Annotated in this window: 19 protein-coding genes and 2 tRNA genes; 16 read left to right on the plus strand and 5 right to left on the minus strand. The window is 72.5% G+C overall.

All coding sequences use genetic code 11. The annotated features are described in order from the left end of the window. Window positions 1-107: 107 nt before the first annotated feature. Complete coding sequence (locus ACYVM4_RS16480; protein WP_368819939.1) at window positions 108-998, minus strand: acyl-CoA thioesterase; 891 nt, start codon at window positions 996-998, stop codon at window positions 108-110. 65 nt (window positions 999-1063) lie between these two features. Between ACYVM4_RS16480 and ACYVM4_RS16485 the strand changes: the two genes are divergently transcribed. Continuing rightward, complete coding sequence (locus ACYVM4_RS16485; RefSeq protein ID WP_460669238.1) at window positions 1064-1549, plus strand: acyl-CoA thioesterase; 486 nt, start codon at window positions 1064-1066, stop codon at window positions 1547-1549. Between the two features lie 5 nt (window positions 1550-1554). Then, a complete protein-coding gene (locus ACYVM4_RS16490) occupies window positions 1555-2223 on the plus strand; it encodes a hypothetical protein (RefSeq protein ID WP_368819942.1) in 669 nt (222 codons plus the stop codon). Between the two features lie 19 nt (window positions 2224-2242). On the opposite strand, the gene ACYVM4_RS16495 is transcribed toward ACYVM4_RS16490, so the two are convergent. Beyond that, on the minus strand, window positions 2243-2674 hold the full coding sequence (locus tag ACYVM4_RS16495; RefSeq protein ID WP_255219494.1) for a globin: 432 nt from the start codon (window positions 2672-2674) through the stop codon (window positions 2243-2245). 149 nt (window positions 2675-2823) lie between these two features. Then, on the minus strand, window positions 2824-5391 hold the full coding sequence (pepN, locus tag ACYVM4_RS16500) for an aminopeptidase N (RefSeq protein ID WP_460669239.1): 2568 nt from the start codon (window positions 5389-5391) through the stop codon (window positions 2824-2826). 256 nt (window positions 5392-5647) lie between these two features. On the opposite strand from pepN, the gene ACYVM4_RS16505 reads away from it, so the two are divergent. The 3 genes from ACYVM4_RS16505 to ACYVM4_RS16515 are packed head-to-tail and all read left to right on the plus strand — an operon-like array spanning window position 5648 to window position 7833. Continuing rightward, a complete protein-coding gene (locus tag ACYVM4_RS16505) occupies window positions 5648-6169 on the plus strand; it encodes a ribose-5-phosphate isomerase (RefSeq protein ID WP_460669240.1) in 522 nt (173 codons plus the stop codon). Next, on the plus strand, window positions 6170-7063 hold the full coding sequence (locus ACYVM4_RS16510) for an Fpg/Nei family DNA glycosylase (RefSeq protein ID WP_460669241.1): 894 nt from the start codon (window positions 6170-6172) through the stop codon (window positions 7061-7063). A 32-nt stretch (window positions 7064-7095) separates the two neighbouring features. Next, window positions 7096-7833 (plus strand): methyltransferase domain-containing protein, encoded by a 738-nt coding sequence (locus ACYVM4_RS16515; RefSeq protein ID WP_460669242.1) that lies wholly within the window; start codon window positions 7096-7098, stop codon window positions 7831-7833. On the opposite strand, the gene ACYVM4_RS16520 is transcribed toward ACYVM4_RS16515, so the two are convergent. Next, window positions 7825-7895, minus strand: a tRNA-Gly gene (locus ACYVM4_RS16520). The genes ACYVM4_RS16515 and ACYVM4_RS16520 overlap by 9 nt on opposite strands. Window positions 7896-8122: 227 nt before the next feature. Here ACYVM4_RS16520 and ACYVM4_RS16525 point away from each other — a divergent pair. From ACYVM4_RS16525 to ACYVM4_RS16550, 6 genes are all read left to right on the plus strand, one after another. Continuing rightward, window positions 8123-8195, plus strand: a tRNA-Pro gene (locus ACYVM4_RS16525). Between the two features lie 109 nt (window positions 8196-8304). Next, window positions 8305-9765, plus strand: a complete 1461-nt coding sequence (gene tig, locus ACYVM4_RS16530) for a trigger factor (RefSeq protein ID WP_460669243.1) — start codon at window positions 8305-8307, stop codon at window positions 9763-9765. Between the two features lie 189 nt (window positions 9766-9954). Beyond that, the gene (locus tag ACYVM4_RS16535) at window positions 9955-10620 is read left to right on the plus strand and encodes an ATP-dependent Clp protease proteolytic subunit (RefSeq protein WP_017834584.1); all 666 of its coding nucleotides are present in this window, start codon (window positions 9955-9957) and stop codon (window positions 10618-10620) included. Window positions 10621-10681: 61 nt separating this feature from the next. Further along, window positions 10682-11359, plus strand: a complete 678-nt coding sequence (locus ACYVM4_RS16540; protein ID WP_368819948.1) for an ATP-dependent Clp protease proteolytic subunit — start codon at window positions 10682-10684, stop codon at window positions 11357-11359. A gap of 151 nt (window positions 11360-11510) precedes the next feature. Next, on the plus strand, window positions 11511-12806 hold the full coding sequence (gene clpX / locus ACYVM4_RS16545) for an ATP-dependent Clp protease ATP-binding subunit ClpX (protein WP_368819949.1): 1296 nt from the start codon (window positions 11511-11513) through the stop codon (window positions 12804-12806). 64 nt (window positions 12807-12870) lie between these two features. Then, a complete protein-coding gene (locus ACYVM4_RS16550; RefSeq protein WP_368819950.1) occupies window positions 12871-13467 on the plus strand; it encodes a DsbA family oxidoreductase in 597 nt (198 codons plus the stop codon). 89 nt (window positions 13468-13556) lie between these two features. Here ACYVM4_RS16550 and valS read toward each other — a convergent pair whose 3' ends face one another. Beyond that, window positions 13557-16229 carry a valine--tRNA ligase gene (valS, locus tag ACYVM4_RS16555; protein WP_460669244.1) on the minus strand — a complete coding sequence of 891 codons (2673 nt, stop codon included), beginning with the start codon at window positions 16227-16229 and terminating at the stop codon, window positions 13557-13559. Between the two features lie 99 nt (window positions 16230-16328). On the opposite strand from valS, the gene ACYVM4_RS16560 reads away from it, so the two are divergent. From ACYVM4_RS16560 to ndk, 5 genes are all read left to right on the plus strand, one after another. Then, window positions 16329-17108, plus strand: a complete 780-nt coding sequence (locus tag ACYVM4_RS16560) for an SDR family oxidoreductase (RefSeq protein ID WP_368819952.1) — start codon at window positions 16329-16331, stop codon at window positions 17106-17108. Between the two features lie 372 nt (window positions 17109-17480). Beyond that, window positions 17481-20852 (plus strand): isoleucine--tRNA ligase, encoded by a 3372-nt coding sequence (gene ileS / locus ACYVM4_RS16565; protein WP_460669245.1) that lies wholly within the window; start codon window positions 17481-17483, stop codon window positions 20850-20852. After that, a complete protein-coding gene (locus ACYVM4_RS16570) occupies window positions 20849-22222 on the plus strand; it encodes a bifunctional folylpolyglutamate synthase/dihydrofolate synthase (RefSeq protein ID WP_368819954.1) in 1374 nt (457 codons plus the stop codon). Before ileS ends, ACYVM4_RS16570 begins: the two co-directional genes overlap by 4 nt. Before the next feature lie 64 nt (window positions 22223-22286). Beyond that, on the plus strand, window positions 22287-22721 hold the full coding sequence (locus ACYVM4_RS16575; RefSeq protein ID WP_368819955.1) for a DUF4233 domain-containing protein: 435 nt from the start codon (window positions 22287-22289) through the stop codon (window positions 22719-22721). A 43-nt stretch (window positions 22722-22764) separates the two neighbouring features. Next, window positions 22765-23181, plus strand: a complete 417-nt coding sequence (ndk, locus tag ACYVM4_RS16580) for a nucleoside-diphosphate kinase (RefSeq protein WP_368819956.1) — start codon at window positions 22765-22767, stop codon at window positions 23179-23181. Window positions 23182-23201: the final 20 nt, after the last annotated feature.

The following is a 23201-nucleotide window of genomic DNA, read 5'->3' on the forward strand; positions in this document are numbered from 1 at the left end:
GGCGCGCACTGGACCGGCGCGCACTGGACCGGCGCGCACTGGACCGGCGCGCACTGGACCGGCGCGCACTGGACCGGCGCGCACTGGACCGGCGCGCGCCGGTGCCGCTAGGAGAACTCCGGGAAGCGCATCATGCCCTCCTGGGCGGTCGTGGCGACGAGCCGGCCGTCCCGGGAGAACATCCGGCCCACGCCGAGGCCGCGGGCCGAGGAGGCATTGGGGGAGGACTGCACGTAGAGCAGCCACTCGTCCGCGCGGGTCTCCCGGTGCCACCACATCGCGTGGTCGAGCGAGGCGATGTTCATGCCGGGCTCGATCCACGTCCTGCCGTGCAGGCGCAGGATCGGCTCGAGCAGCGTGTAGTCGCTGGCGTAGGCGAGCGCCGCTCGGTGGATGTTCGGGTCGTCCGGCAGCGGTTTGAGGGTCTTGATCCACACCGCGTTGAACGGCTCCCCCCGGGAGTCCGGCTTGAAGTAGATCGGCTCCGTGATGTAGCGCATGTCGAAGGGCCGCTCGTGGGCGATCGCCTGCGCCTCGGGGGCGTCGACGTGGCCCAGCAGCTCCACGGCGCTCGGCAGGGACTCGGGGTCGGGCAGGTTCTGGGGCGACTCGTCCTGGTGGTCCAGGCCCTGGGCCGGGACCTGGAAGGACGCGATGGCCGAGAGGATGGCGCGCCCGTCCTGGTAGGCGTGCACGCGGCGGGCGGAGAAGGACCGCCCGTCCCGGATCCGCTCCACCCCGAAGGTGATCGGCTGGGACACGTCCCCGGCGCGCAGGAAGTACGCGTGCAGGGAGTGGATGATCCGCTCCGGCTCCACGGTGCGCATGGCGGCGGTCGCGGCCTGCGCCAGGACCTGCCCGCCGTAGACCCGGCCGCGCGCGGGGGAGATGGAGTGGCCCACGTAGATGTCCTCGAGTGTGCGCGCGCCACCCCCGTCCGCGAGGTCGAGCATGTCGAGCAGCGCCTGTGTGGGGTCCGGGATCGGGCTGTAGGTCATGGCCTTCACTCTAGCCACGCAGCCGGTCGCGCCGGGGCGCGCCCCGGTGTGATGGGATGGGGGGCATGTCTTCGCTGCTGATCCCCATCCAGATGCGCTTCGGCGACATCGACAGCTACGGTCACGTCAACAACGTCACCATGCTCCAGTACCTCGAGGACGCCCGGGTCCGGCTCATGGCCCGGCCGCTGCCCGGCGGCGCCGCCGGCGGTGTCCCGGAGGGCGCCACGTTCCGCACCCTGCTGGGGGACCGCATGACCGTGATCGGCCGGCAGGAGGTCGAGTACACGGAGCAGCTGCTCTACCGCGCCGAGCCGGTGTCCGTGCGCGTGTGGGTCTCCGCCGTGGGCGGGTCGAGCTTCGTGCTGGACTACGCGGTCCAGGAGGAGGACGGCTCCCGGGTCTACGCCGTGGCCCAGACGGTCGTCGTGGTCATCGACCGCGACTCCGGACGGCCCGTGCGCCTCGACGACACCCAGCGGAGCCTGCTCGAGCAGTGGTCGGACGCCCCGACCCGCTTCGCCCGCCGGCCCGCGCCGGCCGAGGCCTGAGCCCCGTGAGCCGGTCCCTTCCCCTGACGGATCCGCGGGACGTCGCCGACCTGCGGACCTACCTGTCCCGGGCCCGCGGGGTCGACCCCCAGGGCGCGGTGCGCTTCCAGGCGCGCGGGCGCGCCCTCGGGGTCTACGTGTGCGTGCTCGAGCCCCACGGCCTGCTCGACACCACGCCCACGGTCCTGGGTCTGCGCACCGCCGCGCTGGCCGAGGAGCAGGCCCTGGACGTCACCGTCCCGCTCGGCGGGGTCCTCGACCGGATGCCGCGCCAGGACCAGGACGCCACGGAGGTGGGCCTGCCCCCCACGGACGCGAACGTCTCGTGGCCGGGCATCGCTCCGCCCCTGAGCGGCTGGGTCCCGGTGGGGTCCGTCGCCGGTGACGCGCTGCGGGACGCCGCCCGGGCCGGGATCGCCGAGGTCGCCCGGGCCGTGCCCACGGACGCGGGTGCCGCCGTCGTCGACACCGTGCGCTCGCAGGTCTGGGGCCGCTCCTCCGGGTGGGCGGAGCCCCTCGCGGGGCGCCTGACCGGGGCGCCGCTGCCGGACGGCGCGGCGTTCGCCGCGTACTCGCTCGGGTTCCTGCGCCCGGGCGCGCAGGTCGCCGTCGCGGAGAACGGCCGCTGGGTGCGCCTGAGCACTCCTGGCGGTCACGTCCTGGCCAAGCGCTGAGCTCGGCGCCGGGGGCGCCTCAGCCGGGCCGGTTGATCATGGCGTGGGCGGCGCGGTCGAAGTAGTCCCAGATGATCCCGTCGTGCAGCGGGGAGAGCTCCAGGGTGTCCAGGGCCGCGCGCATGTGCGTCAGCCAGGTCTCGCGCGCCCACGTGTCCACGGGGAACGGCATGTGCCGCATCCGCAGCCGCGGGTGCCCGCGCTGCTCCGAGTAGGTGGTCGGCCCGCCCCAGTACTGCTCGAGGAACATCCGCAGCCGCTCCTCGGCGGGGCCGAGGTCGTCCTCCGGGTAGAGCGCCCGGAACCGCTCGTCCTCGGCCACCCGGGCGTAGAACTCGTGCACGAGCTTCACGAACGTCTCGTGGCCGCCCACCTGGTCGTAGAACGACGACGCCGTGCCCGCCTCGGCCTGCTCGCGCTCGTCGCCGACCTGCGGCACGGGGCGGCGCAGCTGGGACAGGGGCGCCCCGACCGCGAACGACCGCGCCCCGGGCGGGGCCGCGGCGGCGGGGTCGGTGCGCGGGTCCTGGCCGGCCGGAGGCGTGGTGCCGGGCTCGCCGGACCCGCGCCCGCCCGGACCGGGTCGCTGCTGCTCGCCGCTCATGCGCGCGCCACCTCGTAGGCGGCGTCCACGGCCTGCGCGCGCACCGCGCGGGCGGTCGCGTCGCGCTGCTCGAGCACCAGCCGGCGGAGCCCGTGCAGGTCCTCGGGCAGGCCGGCGAGGAAGGCGTCCGCGGCGTCGACCGTCTCCTGGGCGGGGATGTTCGGGTACATGCCGGTCGCGATCTGCTGGGCGAGCTCGTGGGTGCGGGTGCGCCACACGTCGGGGATCGCCGCGAAGTACTGCTCGGCCCAGGGGGCCAGCAGCGAGGTGTCGGCGGCCGTACGGAACCCGTCGATCGCCGCGTCCTGGATCGAGTTGGGCAGCGACCCGTCCACCATGATCTGCTGCCAGGCCCGGGCCTTGGCCTCGGCGGTGGGGATCGAGGCCCGGGCGCGGGCGGCCGCGATCGCGCCGTTCTCGGTGTTGTCCTGCGCGAGCATCCTGTCCACCTCCGCGTCGCCGGCGCGTCCGCCGGCGCACAGCGCGGTCAGCAGGCTCCAGCGCAGGTCGGTGTCCAGCGCCAGGCCCTCCAGGGAGCGCCGCCCGTCGAGGAGCTGCTCGAGGACGTCCAGCTGCTCCGCGGTGCGGGCGTGCCGGGCGAAGGCCCGGAGGAACTGCAGCTGCTGGTCGGAACCGGCCGCCGCCTCCTCGGTGAGCCGGCGGAGCCGGTCGGCGGCGGCGTGCACGGTGGACTCGCGCAGGGGCTCGGCCACGTAGCCGTCGAGCACCGTGTCCAGCTGGCGCAGCTGCACCTGGATGCCGGTCGAGGCCGTCTCGTGGGCGATGTTGCCGAGCACGAGCTCCACGTAGCGGCGGGCGGGCGTCTCGCCGTCGTGCACGCCGTCCCACACGGACGCCTGGACGAGGGCGCGCGGGAGCGTGTCCTCGAAGTTCTTCAGGTGGGTGAGGGCGGTGTCCAGGGAGCACTCGTCGAGGCGGATCTTGGCGTAGGCGAGGTCGTCGTCGTTGAGCAGCACGAGGTCCGGCAGCTCCCGGCCCACCAGCTGCGGCACCTCCGTGGACGGGCCGTCGACGTCGAGCTCGACCCGGTGCGTGCGTACGAGCTTGCCCTGCTCCCCGTCGTGGTCGTAGAAGCCCACGGCCAGGCGATGCGGGCGCAGCGTGGGGTGCTCCTCGGGCGCGGTCTGCTGGATCCTGAAGGCGCGGATGATCCCGTCCTGGTCCGTCTCGAGGACCGGGGCCAGCGTGTTCACGCCGGCGGTCTCGAGCCACTTCGCGGCCCACTGGTCGAGGTCCCGGCCGCTGGCCTCTTCGAGCCGGACCATGAGGTCGCGCAGCTCGGTGCTGCCCCACGCGTGCTCCCGGAAGTACCGGTTCAGCCCGGCCATGAACTGCTCCTGGCCCACCCAGGCCACCAGCTGCTTGAGCACCGAGGCGCCCTTGGCGTAGGTGATGCCGTCGAAGTTCACCAGCACGTCCTCGAGGTCGCGGATCTCGGCCTTGATGGGGTGCGTGGTGGGCAGCTGGTCCTGCTCGTAGCCCCAGGACTTCTCCCCGGCGGCGAACGTGGTCCACGCGTCCGTGTACCGGGTGTTCTCCGCCGCGGCGAGGGTGGACATGAACTCGGCGAAGGACTCGTTGAGCCACAGGTCGTTCCACCAGCGCATGGTCACGAAGTCGCCGAACCACATGTGCGCCAGCTCGTGCAGGACCGTGATGGCCCGCCGCTCCACCCGGGCCTGCGTGGGCCGGGAGCGGAAGACGTAGAGCTCCACGAAGGTCACCGCGCCGGCGTTCTCCATGGCACCCGCGTTGAACTGCGGGACGAACAGCTGGTCGTACTTCTCGAACGGGTAGGGCACCCCGAACTGCGCCTCGAAGAACTCGAAGCCCTGCTTGGTGATCCCGAACATCTCCTCCGCCTCGACGTGCTCCATGAGCGAGCGGCGGGCGTACAGGCCCAGGGGGATCGTGCGGCCGTCGGCGCTGGTGAGCTCGTCGTGCACGGACGCGTACGGGCCGGCGATCAGCGACGTGACGTAGCAGGGGACCACCGGGGTGGGGGCGAAGGACCAGGTGGCGGCGCCGTCCCCGGCGGGGACCGGCTCCGGGGTGGGCTGGGTGGAGACCACCGTCCAGTGCGCGGGGGCCGTGACCGTGAACGCGAAGCGTGCCTTCAGGTCCGGCTGCTCGAACACGGCGAACACCCGCCGGGTGTCCGCCACCTCGAACTGGGTGTAGAGGTAGACCTCGTCGTCGACCGGGTCCACGAACCGGTGCAGGCCCTCGCCGGTGTTCATGTACCGGCAGTCCGCCTCGACCGTCAGCACGTTGTCCCGGGCGAGGCCGGGCAGTTGGATCCGCACGCCGTCCGAGACCTCGGCCGGGTCGAGCTCCACGCCGTTGAGCACCACGGAGTGCACCGCGTCGGTGATCGCGTCGATGAACGTCGTGGCGCCCGGGCTCGCGCGGAAACGCACGGTGGTCGTGGAGCGGAAGAGGCGCTCGCCGCGGGTCAGGTCGAGGACCACCTCGTAGGCGTCCACCGCCACGGTCTCGGCCCGCGCGGCCGCCTCCTGGCGGGTCAGGTTGGTTCCGGGCACTTCAGTGCCGTCCTCTCGTCGGGGTCGGGGTCGGGGTCGGGGTCGTGGTCGCGTCGTGGTCGGGGCGTCCGCGACCGGTGGGCCGCAGGGGATCGTCCCATTATGTCAGCCGGCTCCCGGCCGCCCCGGGAGGCCCTGCGGTGTCCTCGGCGCCCGCCGCGGCGACGCACTACGCTGGAGGGCGGCCGGTCCGCCTCCGCGGGCCCTCCGCCACGATCCCGCCCCGTTCCACGCGAACCCCAGGAGCACGCCGCCCATGCGCGTCCACATCGCCACCGACCACGCCGGCCTGGACCTCTCCCGCTACCTGGTCGAGGAGCTCGTCGCCGCCGGCTACGACCTCGTCGACCACGGCCCCGCCGAGTACGACGCCCTCGACGACTACCCCGCGTTCTGCATCAGCGCAGCGCGCGCCGTCCGGGCGGACCGGGACGCGGGGCTCGACTCCCTCGGGATCGTCCTGGGCGGGTCGGGCAACGGCGAGCAGATCGCCGCGAACAAGGTCGAGGGCATCCGCGCCGCCCTGGCCTGGAACCTGGACACCGCCCGGCTCGCGCGCCAGCACAACGACGCCCAGGTCGTGGCGGTCGGCGGCCGCCAGCACTCCCAGGAGGAGGCGCTGGCGATCGTCCGGGCGTTCCTCGCGGAGCCCTTCTCCGGCGACGAGCGCCACGAGCGCCGGATCGCGCAGATCGGCGAGTACGAGTCCACCGGCACGGTCGCCGGCAAGCTCGAGGACCTGCGCCCGCGCGAGTTCCCGGCCGCCCGGGAGGCCTGAGTGCCGGAGGGCCACTCGGTCCACCGCCTCGCCCGCCAGTTCGCCGACTGCTTCGTGGGACAGGCCCTGTCCGTGAGCTCCCCGCAGGGGCGCTTCGCCGGCGGGGCGGCCGCCCTGGACGGCGCCGAGCTCGAGGGGGCGCGGGCCCACGGCAAGCAGCTGTTCCTCGACTTCGCCGGGGACCGCGTCCTGCGCTCGCACCTCGGCCTCTACGGCGCGTGGAGCTTCGGCGGCACCGACCGCTTCCGCGGCGCCTCCTCGATCGGGGCGCCGCGCCGGATCGGTGAGCGGGAGGTGCACGAGGACGACGACGACGCACCCACCGGCCCGCTGGTCCCGCCGGCGCCGGTGGGGGCGGTGCGCGTGCGGCTGGTCGGGGCCGAGGGCTGGGCCGATCTGCGCGGGCCGTCGCTGTGCGTGCTCGAGAGCTCCGCCGAGGCCGAGGCGGCCCGGGCGAGGCTGGGCCCGGACCCGCTCGACCCGGACGCGGACCCCGCGTCCTTCACGGCAGCGGTGGGGCGCAGCCGCCGCCCGGTGGGCGCGCTGCTCATGGACCAGGCCGTCCTGGCCGGGGTGGGCAACATCTTCCGGGCGGAGTCGCTCTTCCGCCGCGGACTGGACCCCATGACGCCGGGGCGTGCCCTCGACGAGCCCGTGCTGCGGGAGCTGTGGGCGGAGAACGCGGCCCTCATGCGCACCGGCGTGCGGCTGGGCCGGATCGTGACGACCGACCCGGCCGACCGTCCGGGGATCGAGGAGGCGCAGGCGTGGCCCGAGCACGCCCACCTCGTCTACAAGCGCCAGGGCCTGCCGTGCCGCCGGTGCGGGACGCCCGTGGTCGCGGGGGAGCTGGAGGGGCGCACGCTCTACTGGTGCCCGTCCTGCCAGCGCTGACCGTGCCCGGGGCCGCGGCGTAGCCTGGAGCCATGTCCAGTTGCTGCGGCGCGGCCGGCTACCAGCGCGTCTTCGGCCCCCGCTTCGCACGCCGCCTCGCCCGCCGGTACCGGCGGCGAGGACTCGACCGTGCCTCCCGGCGTGTCGTGGAGCTCCTCGCCACCCAGGATCTGGAGGGGACCAGCGTGCTGGAGATCGGCGGCGGCGTGGGCGCGATCCAGCTCGAGCTGCTGCGCCGGGGCGCCGCGCGGACCACGAACCTGGAGCTCGTGGACTCCTACGAGGCCGACGCCGCGGAGCTGGCCGCGGCCGCCGGCGTGTCTGCCCGCGTGGAGCGGCGGCAGCTGGACATCGCGGCGGACCCGGAGGCGGTCGCCCCGCACGACGTCGTGGTGCTGCACCGGGTGGTGTGCTGCTACCCCGACCACGCACGGCTCCTGGGTGCCGCCGCGGGCCGTGCGACGCGCCTGTTGGTGTTCAGCCACCCGCCCGGCCACCTCCTCCTCCGGGTGCTCGCCGCCCTGGAGAACCTCGGTCTCCGCGCGTCCGGGACGCCCTTCCGCGCCTACGTGCACTCCCCGGCGGCCATGCTCGCCGTCCTGCAGGAGCACGGGCTGCGCCCCGTGCACGAGGACCGGGGCGCGGTGTGGCGGGTCGTCGGGCTGGTCCGGTGGGACGCGCCGAGCCCCGTCGCCGGTGGTCCCACGGCCGGGGAACGACGTTCGCCCCGGTCCGAGGGACCGGGGCGAACGTGCACGGAGAGGGGATGACGGGAATCGAACCCGCGTAATCAGTTTGGAAGACTGAGGCTCTACCATTGAGCTACATCCCCGCAGAGCGCTCTGTCGAGGCCATTCCCATTAACCGGTCCGGCGCGCGCGGTGTCAAATCCCGGCGGTCCGGCGGCCCCACGGTGCGCGGCCCGGGGGAGCGTGCGCGAACCGGGCGGAGCGGGGTACGGCGGGCCGAGGTGCGGCCCCGTCCACCCAGCCGGTAGACTCGCCGGTGGTCCGTGCTCGTGCACCGGACCACAGTCGTTGCAGCCGAGGCTGCAGGTACCGGGGCGTAGCGTAGTGGCTAGCGCGCCTGCTTTGGGAGCAGGAGATCGCAGGTTCGAGTCCTGTCGCCCCGACGTTGGAGCGGCTGCCCGGTCCTGCCGGGCAGCCGCCTTCCCGACTGTCCCGGGCCGGAGAACGGCACCGGAAGACCCAACCGACCTACCACTCAGGAGTGCAGCGGAAGTGAAGAGCGCCGTCGAGAAACTCAACCCCACCCAGGTCAAGATCGTGGTGGACGTCCCGTTCGCGGAACTGAAGCCGTTCATCGACCAGACCTACACCTCGCTCGCCAACCAGATCCAGGTCCCCGGCTTCCGCCGCGGCAAGGTTCCGGCCCGGCTGATCGAGCAGCGCGTGGGCTTCGACTTCGTCGTCGAGAACGCGCTCAACGAGGGCCTGAACACCTTCTTCCAGCAGGCGCTGGCGGAGAACGAGATCACCCCGCTGACCCAGCCCCAGGTCGAGGTCCTCGCCAAGCCGGACGAGGCGAACCGCGAGGCCGACATCAAGGTCGAGATCGACGTGGCCGTGCGCCCCGAGATCGAGCTGCCCGACTACAAGGGCCTCGAGGTCGAGGTGGAGGCCCGCGAGGCCTCCGCCGAGGACGAGCAGAAGGCCCTCGACGAGCTGCGCGGGCGCTTCGGCACCCTGAAGACCGTGGACCGTCCCGCCGTCGAGGGCGACTTCGTCACCCTCGACCTGCAGGCCCTGGTCGACGGCGAGGAGGTCGACGCCGCCAACGACCTGTCCTACCAGGTGGGCGCCGGCACGATGCTCGACGGCATGGACGAGGCCATCACCGGTCTCTCCGCCGACGAGGACGCCACCTTCGAGACCAAGCTCGCCGGCGGCGAGCACAGCGGTGAGGACGCGACCGTCAAGGTCAAGGTCACCGCGGTCAAGGAGCGCGAGCTGCCCGAGGCCGACGACGAGTTCGCCCAGCTGGCCTCCGAGTTCGACACCATCGAGGAGCTCAAGGAGGACCTGAAGAAGCAGGCCGCCGAGGGCACCGTGGTGGAGCAGGGCGTCGAGGCCCGTGACAAGGTCCTGGAGAAGCTGCTGGCCCTCGTGGAGATCCCCGTGCCGCAGGCCGTGATCGACGAGCAGATCGCCCAGCACTTCGACAACCCGCAGGCCGAGGCCGACCACGACACCGCGGACCACCGGGCCGAGGTCCAGAAGAACGCCGAGGACGCGTTCCGCAACGAGATCGTGCTCGACGCGGTCGCCGAGGCCGAGGAGATCGGCGTCGAGCAGTCCGAGCTGATCGACTACATCATCAACATGTCCCAGCAGTACGGCATGGACCCGAACCAGTTCGCCCAGCTGCTGGACTCCTCGGGCCAGGCCGGTCTGATGGTGGGCGAGGTGCGCCGCCGCAAGGCCCTGGCCAAGGTCCTGGAGTACGCGACGGTCACCGACACCGAGGGCAACACGGTGGACCTCTCCGAGTTCGTGCGCCCGCAGGGCGAGGAGCAGGCGGGGGAGCCCGCCGAGGAGATCGAGCCCGAGGAGACCACCGCGGCCCCGACCCCGGGCACCGAGGAGGAGTCCGCGGACTCGCCCGAGTCCGCGGAGTCCGCCGACTCCCCGGAGTCGGCCGAGTCGGCCGAGTCGGCCGACTCCCCGGACTCCGCCCAGTGATGTCCTGAGAGGCCTTCCGAAGGCGCCGCCGTCCCCTCGGGGCGACGGCGCCTTCGTCCGTCGGGGCCCGCGGGCCCGACCATGCGCCATCAGCGAACAACCCGGACGGGGACCGGCCGGGACCCGGGGCGGGCACTAGTGTTCTGTTCAGAGATCACCGGACCACACGGACGAAAGAGGCACTGTTACATGACCTCCGCTCACGAGTCGCCGTTCGGCTCGACCCACGCAACCTCCACCGGACCGCGCCTGCAGGGCGGCGGCCCCATGGGCGGCCAGGACGACTACGTCTACAACCGGCTGCTCAAGGAGCGCATCATCTGGCTGGGCTCCGAGGTGCGCGACGACAACGCGAACCTCATCTGCTCGCAGATGCTGCTGCTCTCGGCCGAGGACCCGCAGGCGGACATCTTCCTGTACATCAACTCCCCGGGCGGGTCCGTCACCGCCGGCATGGCGATCTACGACACCATGCAGCTCATCCCCAACGACGTCGTGACCGTGGCCACCGGCCTGGCCGCGTCGATGGGCCAGTTCCTGCTCTCCTCGGGCACCAAGGGCAAGCGCTACTCCACCCCGAACGCCCGGATCCTCATGCACCAGCCCTCCGGCGGCATGGGCGGCACCGCCTCGGACATCCGGGTGCAGGCGGAGCTGATCCTGTCGATGAAGCAGCGCCTCGCGGAGCTCACCGCCGAGCAGACCGGCCAGTCCCTGGAGACGATCCTCCGGGACAACGACCGCGACAACTGGTTCGACGCCCAGCGCGGCCTCGAGTACGGCTTCTTCGACCACATCGCCAGCTCGGCCGGGTCCATGACCGGCGGCGGCGGGACCATGAAGGACCAGGAGTAGGACCTCGGCGGTCCCACCACTTCATCAGGCACGCTCTAACAGACCTCCGAGGAACTCAACCATGACCTTCACCCACGGACCTTCGTCCACGGCCGGTTCCGCGGCCGCCATGCCCACCAGCCGCTACGTGCTCCCCGACTTCGAGGAGCGCACCCCCTACGGGTACCGCCGGCAGAACCCGTACACCAAGCTGTTCGAGGACCGGATCATCTTCCTGGGCGTCCAGGTCGACGACGCCTCGGCGGACGACGTCATGGCGCAGCTGCTCGTGCTCGAGGCGCAGGACGCCGACCGGGACATCACGATGTACATCAACTCCCCGGGCGGGTCGTTCACCGCGATGACCGCGATCTACGACACGATGCAGTTCATCCGCCCCGAGGTCCAGACGGTCTGCCTCGGGCAGGCCGCGTCCGCGGCGGCGGTGCTGCTCGCCGGCGGCACCCCGGGCAAGCGCCTGGCCCTGCCGAACGCCCGCGTGCTGATCCACCAGCCGGCCATGTCCGGCCAGGGCGGGGGCCAGGCCTCGGACATCGAGATCCAGGCCAACGAGATCATGCGCATGCGCGAGTGGCTGGAGGAGACCCTGGCCCTGCACTCCGGCAAGACCGCCGAGGAGGTCAACCGCGACATCGAGCGCGACAAGATCCTCACCGCGTCCGCCGCCAAGGAGTACGGGATCGTGGACCACGTCCTGGAGTCCCGGAAGATCCACAAGCCCGCGACCGTCACCTCCTGACCCGGGCGACCCGCCGCAGCTCTCCCCCAGCGCCCCGGTGCACTGCGACCCGACCGGTCGCGGCGCACCGGGGCGCCCTGGTGTTGGGGCGGGGACCCGTCCTCGCCTATCCTGGACGAGGATTCCCGTACCCCGACCAGAGGACTGTTACATGGCGCGCATCGGCGAGACCGCGGATCTGCTCAAGTGCTCCTTCTGCGGCAAGAGCCAGAAGCAGGTCCGCAAGCTCATCGCGGGCCCGCGCGTGTACATCTGCGACGAGTGCATCGAGCTGTGCAACGAGATCATCGAGGAGGAGCTGAGCGAGGTCAAGGACCTCGAGCAGCAGGAGCTCCCCACGCCCCACGAGATCTACCAGCACCTCCACCAGTACGTGATCGGCCAGGAGACCGCCAAGCGCGCGCTGGCCGTGGCCGTGTACAACCACTACAAGCGGGTCCGGGCCGGTGAGAACGGCAAGCCCCTGTCCCTGGCCACGGCGGCCGGTGACGAGGACGTCGAGATCGCCAAGTCCAACATCCTGCTGGTCGGGCCCACCGGCTCCGGCAAGACGTACCTGGCGCAGTCGCTGGCCCGCAAGCTCGACGTGCCCTTCGCGGTCGCGGACGCCACCTCCCTCACGGAGGCCGGCTACGTGGGCGAGGACGTCGAGAACATCCTGCTCAAGCTCATCCAGGCCGCGGACTACGACGTCAAGCGGGCCGAGACGGGCATCATCTACATCGACGAGATCGACAAGATCTCGCGCAAGTCCGAGAACCCCTCGATCACCCGTGACGTCTCCGGCGAGGGCGTGCAGCAGGCGCTGCTGAAGATCCTCGAGGGCACGGTGGCGTCGGTGCCCCCGCAGGGCGGACGCAAGCACCCGCAGCAGGAGTTCATCCAGATCGACACCACCAACGTCCTGTTCATCGTCGCGGGCGCCTTCGCGGGCCTCGAGGACATCGTGGACTCCCGGGCCGGGCGCACGAGCATCGGCTTCGGCGCGGAGCTCAAGCAGAGCGGGCCGCGCCACGAGGTGATGGCGGACGTCATGCCGGAGGACCTGCTGAAGTTCGGCCTGATCCCCGAGCTCATCGGCCGCCTGCCCGTGGTGACCACGCTGCGCGAGCTGTCGGTGGCCGATCTCACCCGCATCCTCACCGAGCCGCGCAACGCGCTCGTGAAGCAGTACAAGAAGATGTTCCAGCTGGACGGCGTCGAGCTGACGTTCGACCCCGAGGCGCTGACCGCCGTCGCCGAGCTCGCGATCCAGCGGGGCACGGGCGCCCGCGGTCTGCGCGCGATCCTCGAGGACGTGCTCCAGCCCGTCATGTTCGAGCTCCCCAGCCGGGACGACATCGCCGCCGTGCTGGTCACCGCGGAGGCCGTGGCCAAGCAGGCCGAGCCGGAGATCATCACCCACGAGATGATCCGCGAGGAGCAGAGCCGGAACAAAACCGCCTGAGCCGTGGCTTCTACTCGATGACGCGTCCGCCACCCCCGGCGGACGCCCGCACGAGAGGAACCTGATGACGGACAAGGTGGAGTTCTGGTTCGACCCCCTGTGCCCCTGGGCCTGGATGACCTCCCGATGGATGGAGGAGGTCGAGCGCCTGCGCGACGTCGAGGTGGACTGGCGGATCATCTCGCTGGGCATCCTCAACGAGGACAACGCCGACAACCACCACCACGGCCAGCAGAAGTCGATGTGGCTGGTGCGCGTGGTCGAGGCGGCGGCCCGCGCCCACGGTGACGAGTACCTGAAGAAGCTCTACGACGCGATGGGCACCCGGCGACACCCCGGCGGGGTGGAGGACCTGGAGCAGATCATCCACGAGTCGCTCGAGGAGACCGGCCTGCCCGCGGAGCTCGCGGCGGCCAAGGACTCCACCGAGTTCGACGACGCGCTGCGCGCCTCCACGGACGCCGCCCGGGCGGTCGCCGGCGAGGACATCGGCACCCCGTGCATCGCGGTCAACGGCGTCGGCTTCTTCGGGCCGGTCTTCACCCCCGCCCCGACGGGGGAGGACGCCGCGCGGATCTGGGACGGTTCCCTGGCCTTGGCCTCCTACCCCGGCTTCTACGAGCTCAAGCGCGGACGGGAGCAGGGCCCGGTCTTCTCCTGACCCGTCCCCGGACGGGTCCGGAGCACCGGACGCGACGAGGGCCCGGCCGCCGCGGCGGCCGGGCCCTCGTGCTGCGTGCCGGGCCGGCGCTACCGGGCCGGCTCCTCGGCGGGGATCAGCTCGACGTCGCGCACGGCCAGGCCCTCGGGCCCGGCGACGAGCACGAGCTCGGCGGCGTTGCCGGCGGCCTTGAGGTCGCCCAGTCCCGCCTCGAGCCGGGCGACGTCCTCGGCGGCGGCCGTGATGGTCGCCGAGCGCACCGCGGTGCGCTGCTTGACCTTGGCCTCCGACTTGGCCTTGCGCAGCCCGGAGAGGGCCTCGCCCACGGTCGTGAGCACCTCCGGGTCGGCGTCGGTCACGGCGTCCGCGAAGCCCTCGACGCCCGGCCACGACGCCCGGTGCACGGAGCCGGAGCGCCACCAGGACCACACCTCGTCCGTGGCGAACGGCAGGACGGGCGCGAAGAGGCGCAGCAGCGCGTCGAGGGTCGTGGCGAGCGCGGCGTGCACGGACGCCTGCGCGGCCTCCCCGCGGGACCCGTACGCGCGGTCCTTCACGAGCTCGACGTAGTCGTCGGTGAAGGTCCAGAAGAACTGCTCGGTGAGCTGCAGGGCCCGGGCGTACTCGTAGTCCCGGAACGCCTGGCCGGCGCGCTCCACGACCGTAGCCAGCTGGGCGAGCAGCGCCCGGTCGACCGCGTCGGTCACCACGTCCGCGGACGCCCCGGCGCCGAGCACGGAGGACTCCGTGACGCCCTGGGCGAGGACGAACTTCGAGGCGTTGAGCAGCTTGATGGCCAGCCGGCGGCCGATCTTCATCTGCCCCTCGTCGTAGGCGGTGTCCGCGCCCAGGCGGGCGGAGGCGGCCCAGTAGCGCACCGCGTCGGCCCCGTAGTTCTCAAGCACCTCTGTGGGGACCACCACGTTGCCCTTCGACTTGGACATCTTCTTGCGGTCCGGGTCGAGGATCCACCCGGAGAGCGCGGTGTTGGTCCAGGGCACCGTGCCGGCCAGCGACTCGGAGCGCACCACCGTGGAGAACAGCCAGGTCCTGATGATGTCGTGGCCCTGGGGCCGGAGGTCCATCGGGAAGGTGTTGGCGTGCAGCTGCTCGTCGAACGCCCAGCCGGTGGCGATCTGGGGGGTCAGCGAGGACGTGGCCCAGGTGTCGAGCACGTCCGGGTCGCCCGTGAAGCCGTGCGGCTGGTCCCGCTGGGACTCGTCGAAGCCGGGGGCGGGGTCGGCGGCGGGGTCCACGGGCAGCTGGTCGAGGGCGGGCAGGACGGGGGCGTCGTAGTCCGGGTTGCCGTCGGCGTCGAGCGGGTACCAGACCGGGAACGGCACCCCGAAGAAGCGCTGGCGGGAGATCAGCCAGTCGCCGTGCAGGCCCTCGATCCAGTTCTCGTACCGGGAGCGCATGAACGCGGGGTGCCAGTCCATCTCACGCCCGCGCCCGATCAGCGCCTCGCGCCGGTCGGCGTCGCGGCCGCCGTTGCGGAGGTACCACTGGCGGGAGGTGACGACCTCCAGGGGCTTGTCGCCCTTCTCGTAGAAGTTCACCGGGTGCATGACCTTCCGGGGCTCGCCGTCCAGGTCCCCGGACGCGCGGAGCATGTCCACGACCGCCTGCTGGGCCGAGAACACCGTCCTGCCGGCCACCTCGGCGTAGCGCTCGGCCGGGGCGCCCGAGGCGATCCACTCGGGCGTCTCGCTCGCGAAACGGCCGTCACGGCCGATCAGCGCCCGGGTCGGGAGGTCCAGCTCCCGCCACCACGTGACGTCGGTGAGGTCGCCGAAGGTGCAGATCATGGCGATCCCGGAGCCCTTGTCCGGCTTGGCCAGCGGGTGCGCCCGCACCTCGACCTCCACGTCGAACAGCGGGGAGCGCACCGTGGTGCCGAACAGCGGCTGGTAGCGCTCGTCGTCCGGGTGGGCCACGAGGGCCACGCACGCGGGCAGCAGCTCGGGACGGGTGGTCTCGATGTGCACCGGCTCGCCGCCGGGACGGCGGAAGGCCACCCGGTGGTAGGTGCCCTCGCGCTCCCGGTCCTCGAGCTCGGCCTGGGCGACGGCGGTGCGGAAGGTGACGTCCCACAGGGTGGGGGCCTCGGCCATGTAGGCGTTGCCGGCCGCGAGGTCCTGGAGGAAGGCCCGCTGGGAGACGGCCCGGGAGCGGGCGTCGATGGTGCGGTAGGTGCGGGTCCAGTCCACGGACAGTCCCAGGGTGGAGAACAGGCGCTCGAAGACCTTTTCGTCCTCGACGGCCAGCTCCTCGCAGAGCTCGATGAAGTTCTTGCGGGAGACCACGTCCCAGTCGCGCTGGTTCTTCGCGGGCTGCTCCGGCGGGCGGTAGCCCTCGACGTAGGGCCTCGTGGGGTCGCAGCGCACGCCGTAGTAGTTCTGCACGCGGCGCTCGGTGGGCAGGCCGTTGTCGTCCCAGCCCAGCGGATAGAAGACGTTCTTGCCGCTCATCCGCTGGAAGCGGGCGATCACGTCGGTCTGCGTGTAGGAGAACATGTGGCCGACGTGCAGGGAGCCGGACGCGGTCGGTGGGGGAGTGTCGATCGAGTAGACCTGCTCACGGGTCGTGTCCTCGTCGAAGGCGAAGGTGCCCTCCTCGCGCCACTTCTGCGCGTACTTCTGCTCCAGCCCCTCCAGCGCCGGCCTGTCGGGAACGGTCACGGGCGTGGTCACGGGCGTGGTCACGGGCGTGGTCTCCGGTGCGGTTCCGGGCGTGTCTGTGCCCTGCGTGTTGTCAGCCATGCCGACCAGTCTCTCACGAGCCCCGGCGCGCGCCCCGACGTCCCGGTGGCGGCGTCCGGTTGCTTGGGCGGCGCCCGGTGCCCGGCTAGCGTGGGGCCCATGACCGATCAGCAGAGCTCGTACACGCACACCGGCAAGGTCGCCGTCGTCACCGGCGCGTCGACCGGCATCGGGGAGGCCACGGCGCGCGAGCTGCGCCGGACCGGCTGGACCGTCTACGCGGTGGCCCGCCGCGCCGAACGGCTCGAGGCGCTGGCCCGGGAGACCGGGGCCGTCGCCGCGCCGTGCGACATCACCTCGGACGCCGACGTCGAGGCCCTCCGGGACCGGGTGCTGGAGGAGCAGGGCCGCGTGGACGCGCTGCTCAACATCTCCGGCGGCGCCCGCGGCACGGACCGCGTGGCCGACGCCAGCACCGAGGACTGGGAGTGGATGTACCAGGTCAACGTGCTCGGCACGATGCGCCTGACCCGCGCCTTCCTCCCCGCGCTGCGCGCGAACGGCGAGGGCACCGTCCTGAACCTCACGTCCCTCGCGGCGCACCGGGCCTACGAGGGCGGCGGCGGCTACAACGCCGCGAAGTTCGCCGAGCGGGCCATGACGGAGGCGCTGCGGCTCGAGGAGGCCGAGCACAACGTGCGCGTCGTCGAGATCGCCCCGGGCCTCGTGCAGACGCCGGAGTTCTCCCTCAACCGCCTCGGCGGGGACCAGGCGGCGGCGGAGAAGGTCTACGCGGGCGTGGACAAGCCCCTCACCTCCGAGGACGTCGCCCAGGTGTGCGCCTTCGCGGTGAACCTGCCCCACCACGTGGACCTCGACACCGTGACCATCAAACCGGTCGCCCAGGCGGCCCCGCACAAGCTGATCCGCGACCAGTAGCTCTCCCCGCCGAGGTCGCGAGCTCCTTCCGCCGAGGTCGCGGCGGTCGGCCACCGCGGCCCGCCGGGTCGCCGACAGCCGCGACCTCGGCGCGCTCCCGGTGGGTTAAGATGGGAGCAGTCATCACGGCGTCGATCCGGCCATCACCGGGGAGTCTTCGGAAGAACAGGCCCGCCCCGCCACGGGGAGCGCCCCAGTAGAGCCGAACGGGTAAGCCCGTCACAGCAGTCACGAGCGGCGCCCCCGCGTCCCCCCAGGGGGGCCGGGGCGCAAGCGAGGTGGTACCGCGTTCCGCCCCGGGCGACCGGCCGGCAGCGTCCTTGCACCCTGACCCGCACGAGCAGCACCGACGTCAGAACGAGGATGGACCCCGTGTCAGACCAGCCCGTCTACCCCAAGGCGACCACCGACCCCGCGGCCCGCGGCGTGCCCGCGGCGCCCGCGTTCCCGGCCGTCGAGGAGCGCGTCCTCGCCTACTGGGCGCAGGACCGCACGTTCCAGGCCAGCGTGGAACAGCGCGACCCCGGCCGGGACGGCTCCAACGAGTTCGTCTTCTACGACGGCCCGCCCTTCGCCAACGGCCTGCCGCACTACGGGCACCTCCTGACCGGCTACGTCAAGGACCTCGTGGCCCGCTACCAGACCCAGCAGGGCCGCCGGGTGGAGCGCCGCTTCGGCTGGGACACCCACGGCCTGCCCGCCGAGCTCGAGGCGATGAAGCAGCTCGGGATGGCGGACAAGCAGGAGATCGAGCGGATGGGCGTCGCGGCGTTCAACGACGCCTGCCGGTCCTCCGTGATGAAGTACGCCTCCGAGTGGCAGGACTACGTCACCCGCCAGGCCCGCTGGGTCGACTTCGACAACGACTACAAGACCCTCAACCCGGACTACATGGAGTCCGTGATCGCGGCGTTCAAGGCCCTCGACGACAAGGGCCTCGTCTACTCCGGCTACCGCGTCCTGCCCTACTGCTGGAAGGACGAGACCCCGCTGTCCAACCACGAGCTGCGGATGGACGACGACGTCTACCAGGACCGCCAGGACCAGACGGTGACCGTCACGTTCCCCGTGCTCGACGACGCCTCGTGGGCGGTCCGGCCCGAGCTGGCCGCCGAGCTCGCCGGGGTGGAGGCCCTCGCCTGGACCACCACGCCCTGGACGCTGCCGACCAACCAGGCGATCGCCGTGGGCCCCGACATCGTCTACGCCGTGGTCCCCGGCGCCGGCGAGCTCGCGGGTCGCCGCTTCCTGGTCGCCGAGGAGCTGCTGGGCGCCTACGCAAAGGACCTCGGCTGGGGCGGGGCCGAGGACCCGGCGGCGGCCGCGGCCGCGGCCGTGACCGCACGGCACCGCGGGGCGGACCTCGAGGGGCTGCGCTACGAGCGGCTGTGGGACTACTTCGCCGACGCCGAGCGCTTCGGCACGGGCACGTCCTGGCAGTTCGTCGTGGCCGACTACGTCACCACGACCGACGGCACCGGGCTGGTGCACCAGGCGCCCGCCTACGGCGAGGACGACCAGAACGTCTGCGCCCGCTACGACATCCCCGTGGTGCTCTCCCTCGACGAGTCCGGGGTGTTCTACCGGCTCTTCGAGGACGAGCGGCTCGCCCCCGGCGCGCCCCTGGCCGGCATCGCCGGGCGCAACGTCTTCGACAAGGACGTGGCCCGCACGGTGGTCCGGGACCTCAGGGCCCAGGGCCGGCTGGTCCGGGAGGCCAGCTACGAGCACCCGTACCCGCACTGCTGGCGCTGCCGGAACCCGCTGATCTACCGCGCCGTGTCCTCCTGGTTCGTGGAGGTCACCCGGATCAAGGAGCGGATGGTCGAGCTCAACCAGCAGATCACCTGGATCCCGGAGAACGTCAAGCACGGCCAGTTCGGCAAGTGGCTGGAGAACGCCCGCGACTGGTCGATCTCCCGCAACCGGTACTGGGGCACGCCCATCCCCGTGTGGGAGTCCGACGACCCCGAGCACCCCCGCCGCGACGTCTACGGCTCCCTCGCGGAGCTGGAGGCCGACTTCGGCCGGCTCCCGGTGAACGACCGCGGCGAGGTCGACCTGCACCGGCCGTGGATCGACGAGCTGACCCGGCCGAACCCCGACGACCCGACCGGCCGCGCCACGATGCGCCGCGTCCCCGAGGTGCTCGACGTCTGGTTCGACTCCGGGTCCATGCCCTACGCGCAGGTGCACTACCCGATGGAGAACCGGGAGTGGTTCGAGACCCACAACCCGGGCGACTTCATCGTGGAGTACATCGGCCAGACCCGCGGCTGGTTCTACACGCTGCACATCCTGGCCACCGCGCTGTTCGACCGCCCCGCGTTCCGCAACGTCATCAGCCACGGCATCGTGCTGGGCTCGGACGGGCAGAAGATGTCGAAGTCCCTGCGCAACTACCCGGACGTCAACGAGGTCCTGGACCGGGACGGCGCGGACGCGATGCGCTGGTTCCTGATGTCCAGCCCCATTCTGCGCGGCGGGAACCTGGTGGTCACCGAGCAGAGCATCCGCGACGGCGTGCGCCAGATGATGCTGCCGCTGTGGAACGTCTACCACTTCTTCGGCCTCTACACGAACGCCGCGAACGGCGGCGCCGGCTACGAGGCGCGCACCCGCCACGAGTCGGGGAACGTGATGGACCGCTTCGTGCTGGCCGCGACCGGCCGGCTCGTGACGGACGTGCAGGACGCCTTCGACCGCTACGACGTCTCCGGGGCCGCGGAACGCCTGCGCTCCTACATGGACACCCTGACCAACTGGTACGTGCGCCGCTCCCGGGACCGGTTCTTCGACGAGGACACGGTCGCCTTCGACGTCCTGTACACCTGCCTGGAGACCGTCTGCCGGGTGGCCGCCCCGCTGCTGCCCCTGGTCACGGAGGAGATCTGGCGCGGGCTGACCGCCGGGCGCTCGGTGCACCTGACCGACTGGCCGGACGCGTCGCTGTTCCCCGCCGAGACAGACCTGGTGGCGAGGATGGAGACGACCCGCAGCATCTGCTCGGCCGGTTCCGCCCTGCGCAAGGCCCACCAGCTGCGCGTGCGCCAGCCGCTGGCCGGCATGACCGTGGTGGTGCCCGGCGGCGGTGAGCTCGCGGGCACCTTCGAGCGCATCGTCGCGGACGAGCTGAACCTCAGGTCGGTGACCCTGCTCGACGCCGACGAGGCGTCCGCGGAGCAGTTCGGCATCTCCCAGCAGCTCAAGGTCAACGCCCGCGCCGCGGGCCCGCGCCTGGGCAAGGGCGTGCAGACCGTCATCAGGGCCGCCAAGGCGGGGGACTGGTCCACCGCGGAGGACGGCACCGTCACCGCCGGCGGAACGGCGCTGCAGGAGGGCGAGTACGAGCTCGAGACCGTCGTGGCGGAGGACGCCGCGGCCGGTTCCCGTGCCGTGGCCGTCCTGCCCGGCGGCGGCTTCCTCGTCCTCGACACCGAGCTCACCCCCGAGCTCGAGGCCGAGGGCACCGCCCGGGACATGGTCCGGGCCATCCAGCAGGCCCGCAAGGACGCCGCCCTCCAGGTCTCCGACCGGATCCGCACCGTCGTCACCGCCGACGAGCGGACGGTCGCCGCGCTCGAGGCCAACCGCGCGCTCGTGGCCGGCGAGACGCTGTCCGCCGAGCTCGAGCTGCGCGTGGGGGAACCGGCCGTGGCCGTGTCCGTCGTGGACGCCCCGACCGGGAGTCCCGCCGGCGCCGCCCCCGGCGCCACCGCCGACGCCGGGGCGGTGCAGGCATGAGCGCCCCGTTCGCGGAGACCGGCGGCGCGGCGACCGTCGAGGAGGTCTACGCCCGGCTGCTCGAGCGCGCCCCCGAGAACCGGATGGCCCCGCGCCTGGACGCGATGCGCCGGACCATGGAGGTCCTCGGCGAGCCGCAGCGCGCCGCCCCGGTGATCCACCTGACCGGCACCAACGGCAAGACCTCGACCGCACGGATGGTGGAGGCCCTGCTGCTCGCCCACGACCTGCGGGTGGGCCGATACACCAGCCCCCACCTCTCCCGGGTCACCGAGCGGATCAGCGTCGACGGCGCGCCCGTCGACGACGAGACCTTCGTGCGCGTGTACGGCGAGATCGCCCCCTACCTCGGCTTCGTGGACGCCGAGCTGGCCGAGCGGGGCGAGCCCCGGCTCAGCTACTTCGAGACCGTCACGGCGCTCGCGTTCGCGGTCTTCGCGGACGCGCCGGTCGACGTCGTCGTCCTCGAGGTGGGCATCGGCGGGTCCTGGGACGCCACGAACGTGGCGGACGCCGCGGTGTCCGTGGTGACGCCCGTCGACCTCGACCACACGGACATGCTCGGCGACACGCTCGGGGAGATCGCCACGGAGAAGGCCGGGATCCTCAAGCCCGGTGGGTTCCTGGTCTCCGCCGCGCAGGACCCGGAGGCCGCGGAGGTGCTCCTCTCCCGGGCCCGGGAGCTCGGCGTCCCGTTCCGCTTCGGCGGCGTCGAGTTCGGCGTGGAGGCCCGCGCCACGGCCGTGGGCGGACAGGTCCTCACCCTGCAGGGCCTGGCCGCCCGGTATCCCGAGGTCCTGCTGCCGCTGTTCGGCGCCCACCAGGCGGAGAACGCCGCCCTCGCCGTCGCCGCCGTGGAGGCGTTCCTGGGCGGCGGCGTGAAGGAGCTCAACCCCGAGCTGGTCCGCACCGGCCTGGGCGCCGTCGAGTCCCCGGGCCGGCTGGAGCTGGCCCGCAAGGCACCCCCGGTGGTCCTCGACGCCGCGCACAACCCGCACGGGCTCACGGCCGCGGCGGCCGCCCTCAAGGAGGCCTTCACGTTCGGGAAGCTCAACCTCGTGGTGGGCGTGCTCCAGGAGAAGGACGCCGAGGCCATGCTGCGGGTCCTGCTGGACGAGTACGAGGAGTTCCACACCGAGTTCTGGTTCACCCGGTCCTCCTCGCCCCGGGCGGTGGACCCGCAGGATCTCGCGGAGCTCGCCGTGGACCTCGGCTTCCCGGAGGACGTCGTCCACGCCGTCCCCCAGCTCGACGACGCGATGACCGAGGCCGTCCAGGACGCCGCCGCCCGCCCGGAGTTCGACGGCGCCGTGCTGGTCACGGGCTCGATCACCGTGGTCGGCGAGGCCCGCACGCTGCTGGGGCTGTGACCGTGCGCCGCGCCCCGCACCGACCGCACCCCCCGCAGGAGAGGACCCGTCCCACGTGGCACGCATGACCAGAGCCCAGCGCGACCGGCGCCCCGGGCAGCCCCGGCCGCGGAGGTCGATCCGCACGATGTTCGCCTCCTCCGTGCTGGTCATGGAGGCGTTCATCGCGTTCTTCGCCGCGCTCACCGCCTACGGGGTCCTCGGCCGCGAGCTCGGGGACGGGGCCCGGACGGCGATCCTGGCCGGCGGGATCGCGCTCGCCCTGCTCCTCGGACTGGCGCCCGCCGTCCTGGGCCGGTCCTGGGGGTACACCGTCGGGTGGGTCCTGCAGGCCGTGTTCCTGGCCACGGGCTTCGTGCTCCCCACGATGTTCTTCGTGGGCGGGCTGTCCGTGCTCGCCTGGTGGTACGCCGTGCGCACCGGGGCGCGGCTGGACCGGGAGAACGCCGCCCGCGACGCCGCCCAGGCGCAGTGGGAGCGGGAGCACCCGGACGGCTAGGCTGGGCACCGACATCCTGGACCCGCACCTCGGAAGGACCCCCATGACCACGGAACGCACCCTCGTCCTCGTCAAGCCCGACGGCGTGGCCCGCGGCCTCACCGGCGAGGTGCTCGCCCGGATCGAGGCGAAGGGCTACCGCCTCGCCGACCTGCGCCTGCTGCACGCGGAGCGCTCCGTGCTGGAGCAGCACTACGCGGAGCACCGGGGCAAGCCGTTCTTCGAGCCGCTCGTCGAGTTCATGCTCAGCGGCCCGGTCGTGGCCGCCGTCGTCGAGGGCCACCGGGTGATCGAGGGCTTCCGGTCCCTGGCCGGGACCACCGAGCCGACCACCGCCGCGCCGGGCACGATCCGCGGCGATCTCGGCCGGGACTGGGGCGAGAAGGTCCAGCAGAACATCGTGCACGGTTCCGACTCCCCGGAGTCCGCCGAGCGCGAGATCGGCATCTGGTTCGGCTGATCCCGGACCCGACGACGACG

Source organism: Kocuria himachalensis (assembly GCF_054784195.1).